Raw genomic sequence first — 3422 nt, 5'->3', positions numbered from 1 at the left:
GGGTGTGTTGTTTGAGAACTGCACAGTGGACGCGAGCATCTTTGTTAGTAAGTGTTTAAGAGCGTACGGTGGATGCCTTGGCACCAGGAGCCGATGAAGGACGTAGGAGGCTGCGATAAGCCTCGGGGAGCTGTCAACCGAGCTGAGATCCGAGGATTTCCGAATGGGGAAACCCAGCACGAGTGATGTCGTGTTACCCGCATCTGAATATATAGGGTGTGTGGAGGGAACGTGGGGAAGTGAAACATCTCAGTACCCACAGGAAGAGAAAACAACAGTGATTCCGTGAGTAGTGGCGAGCGAAAGCGGATGAGGCTAAACCAATCAGATGTGATAGACGGCAGTCGTTGTCTGGTTGGGGTAGTGGGAACATTCTTCTTCATTCTGCCGAATGGAGCGAGAGTCAGAAACCTAGGTGTTAGTTGAAGTGGTCTGGAACGGCCCACCATAGACGGTGATAGTCCGGTAAATGAAAACTCCTAGGCTCTCGTGGATGTCTCCCGAGTAGCAGCGGGCCCGTGAAATCTGCTGTGAATCTGCCGGGACCACCCGGTAAGCCTGAATACTCCCTGGTGACCGATAGCGGACTAGTACCGTGAGGGAAAGGTGAAAAGTACCCCGGGAGGGGAGTGAAATAGTACCTGAAACCGTGCGCTTACAATCCGTCAAAGCCTTCGCAACTTGTTGTGTGGGGTGATGGCGTGCCTTTTGAAGAATGAGCCTGCGAGTCATCGGTGTGTGGCGAGGTTAACCCGTGTGGGGTAGCCGTAGCGAAAGCGAGTCCGAATAGGGCGCCTGTTAGTCGCACATTATGGACCCGAAGCGGAGTGATCTACCCATGGCCAGGGTGAAGCGACGGTAAGACGTCGTGGAGGCCCGAACCCACTTAGGTTGAAAACTGAGGGGATGAGCTGTGGGTAGGGGTGAAAGGCCAATCAAACTCCGTGATAGCTGGTTCTCCCCGAAATGCATTTAGGTGCAGCGTCACGTGTTTCACGCCGGAGGTAGAGCTACTGGATGGCCTAGGGGGCCTACAAGCTTACCGAAGTCAGCCAAACTCCGAATGCCGGTGTGTGAGAGCGTGGCAGTGAGACTGCGGGGGATAAGCTTCGTAGTCGAGAGGGAAACAGCCCAGATCGCCGGCTAAGGCCCCTAAGCGTGTACTAAGTGGAAAAGGATGTGGGGTCGCTTAGACAACCAGGAGGTTGGCTTAGAAGCAGCCACCCTTGAAAGAGTGCGTAATAGCTCACTGGTCAAGTGATCCTGCGCCGACAATGTAGCGGGGCTCAAGTACACCGCCGAAGCCGCGGCATTCCAACATTAACCCGTCCTGTACTTTGTGCAGGGCCAGGTGTTGGGATGGGTAGGGGAGCGTCCTGTGGCCGTGGAAGCAGCAGTGTGAACTAGCTGTGGAGGCCACGGGAGTGAGAATGCAGGCATGAGTAGCGAAAGACGAGTGAGAAACTCGTCCGCCGAATGACCAAGGGTTCCTGGGCCAGGTTAATCCGCCCAGGGTGAGTCGGGACCTAAGGCGAGGCCGACAGGCGTAGTCGATGGACAACGGGTTGATATTCCCGTACCCGTGTATCCGCGCCCAATGCTGAATCAGTTGTGCTAAGTATCCAAATGTTGTCTTACCTTGCCTTCGGGCGAGGGGGATGACGGCTGCATACGACCCTGGCTGTAGTAGGTAAGCGATGGGGTGACGCAGGAAGGTAGCTGGGCCAGGTGATGGAATACCTGGTGTAAGCCTGTAGGGAGTGTGATAGGCAAATCCGTCACACATATATCCTGAGAGGTGATGCGTAGTCGTTGAGACGAATTCAGTGATCCTATGCTGCCGAGAAAAGCCTCTAGCGAGCTGGTACATGGCCCGTACCCCAAACCGACACAGGTGGTCAGGTAGAGAATACTAAGGCGATCGAGAGAACTGTGGTTAAGGAACTCGGCAAAATGCCCCCGTAACTTCGGGAGAAGGGGGACCACGCCCGGTGAAAGCCCTTGCGGTTGGAGCTGGGTGGGGTCGCAGAGACCAGAGAGAAGCGACTGTTTACTAAAAACACAGGTCCGTGCGAAGTCGTAAGACGATGTATACGGACTGACGCCTGCCCGGTGCCGGAAGGTTAAGAGGACCGGTTAGCGGATTTATCCGCGAAGCTGAGAATTTAAGCCCCGGTAAACGGCGGTGGTAACTATAACCATCCTAAGGTAGCGAAATTCCTTGTCGGGTAAGTTCCGACCTGCACGAATGGCGTAACGACTTCTCTGCTGTCTCAACCACAGACTCGGCGAAATTGCATTACGAGTAAAGATGCTCGTTACGCGCGGCAGGACGAAAAGACCCCGGGACCTTCACTATAGCTTGGTATTGGTGTTCGGTACGGTTTGTGTAGGATAGGTGGGAGACTGTGAAGCGGGTACGCCAGTATTCGTGGAGTCGTCGTTGAAATACCACTCTGATCGTATTGGGCTTCTAACCTCGGACCATGATCTGGTTCAGGGACAGTGCCTGGTGGGTAGTTTAACTGGGGCGGTTGCCTCCTAAAATGTAACGGAGGCGCCCAAAGGTTCCCTCAGCCTGGTTGGCAATCAGGTGTCGAGTGCAAGTGCACAAGGGAGCTTGACTGTGAGACTGACAGGTCGAGCAGGGACGAAAGTCGGGACTAGTGATCCGGCACCGGCAAGTGGAAGCGGTGTCGCTCAACGGATAAAAGGTACCCCGGGGATAACAGGCTGATCTTCCCCAAGAGTCCATATCGACGGGATGGTTTGGCACCTCGATGTCGGCTCGTCGCATCCTGGGGCTGGAGTAGGTCCCAAGGGTTGGGCTGTTCGCCCATTAAAGCGGCACGCGAGCTGGGTTTAGAACGTCGTGAGACAGTTCGGTCTCTATCCGCCGCGCGCGTAAGAAACTTGAGGAAGGCTGTCCCTAGTACGAGAGGACCGGGACGGACGAACCTCTGGTGTGCCAGTTGTTCCGCCAGGAGCATGGCTGGTTGGCTACGTTCGGAAGGGATAACCGCTGAAAGCATCTAAGCGGGAAGCCTGTTCCAAGATGAGGTTTCTCTCCCACTTGATGGGTTAAGGCCCCCTACAGACCATGGGGTTGATAGGCTGGAACTGGAAGCACGGTAACGTGTGGAGGTGACCGGTACTAATAGGCCGAGGGCTTACTATCGAAGGTGTTACGCGTCCACTGTGCGGTATCTGAAACAACACACAGATCACCGAGACAACAATTGAGGACCCTGTTAGGGGTTGTCGGTTGTGGCTCTCTGTGTGGATAGTTTCATAGTGTTACGGCGGTTATAGCGGTGGGGAAACGCCCGGTCCCATTCCGAACCCGGAAGCTAAGGCCACCTGCGCCGATGGTACTGCACTCGACAGGGTGTGGGAGAGTAGGACACCGCCGGACAATCATT

At 55.1% G+C, this 3422-nt stretch carries 2 rRNA genes; both read left to right on the top strand.

The annotated features are described in order from the left end of the window. The first annotated feature begins 45 nt into the window (after nucleotides 1-45). Nucleotides 46-3178, top strand: a 23S ribosomal RNA gene (locus LDL21_RS29700). A 120-nt stretch (nucleotides 3179-3298) separates the two neighbouring features. Beyond that, nucleotides 3299-3415: ribosomal RNA gene (rrf, locus tag LDL21_RS29695) — 5S ribosomal RNA — on the top strand. Nucleotides 3416-3422 lie beyond the last annotated feature (7 nt).

It is taken from the genome of Nocardia rosealba, from assembly GCF_020216065.1.
GTDB classification, from domain to species: Bacteria; Actinomycetota; Actinomycetes; order Mycobacteriales; family Mycobacteriaceae; genus Nocardia; species Nocardia rosealba.
Note: the sequence above shows the minus strand (reverse complement) of the source record. Positions and strands in the feature narration are given on the sequence as shown.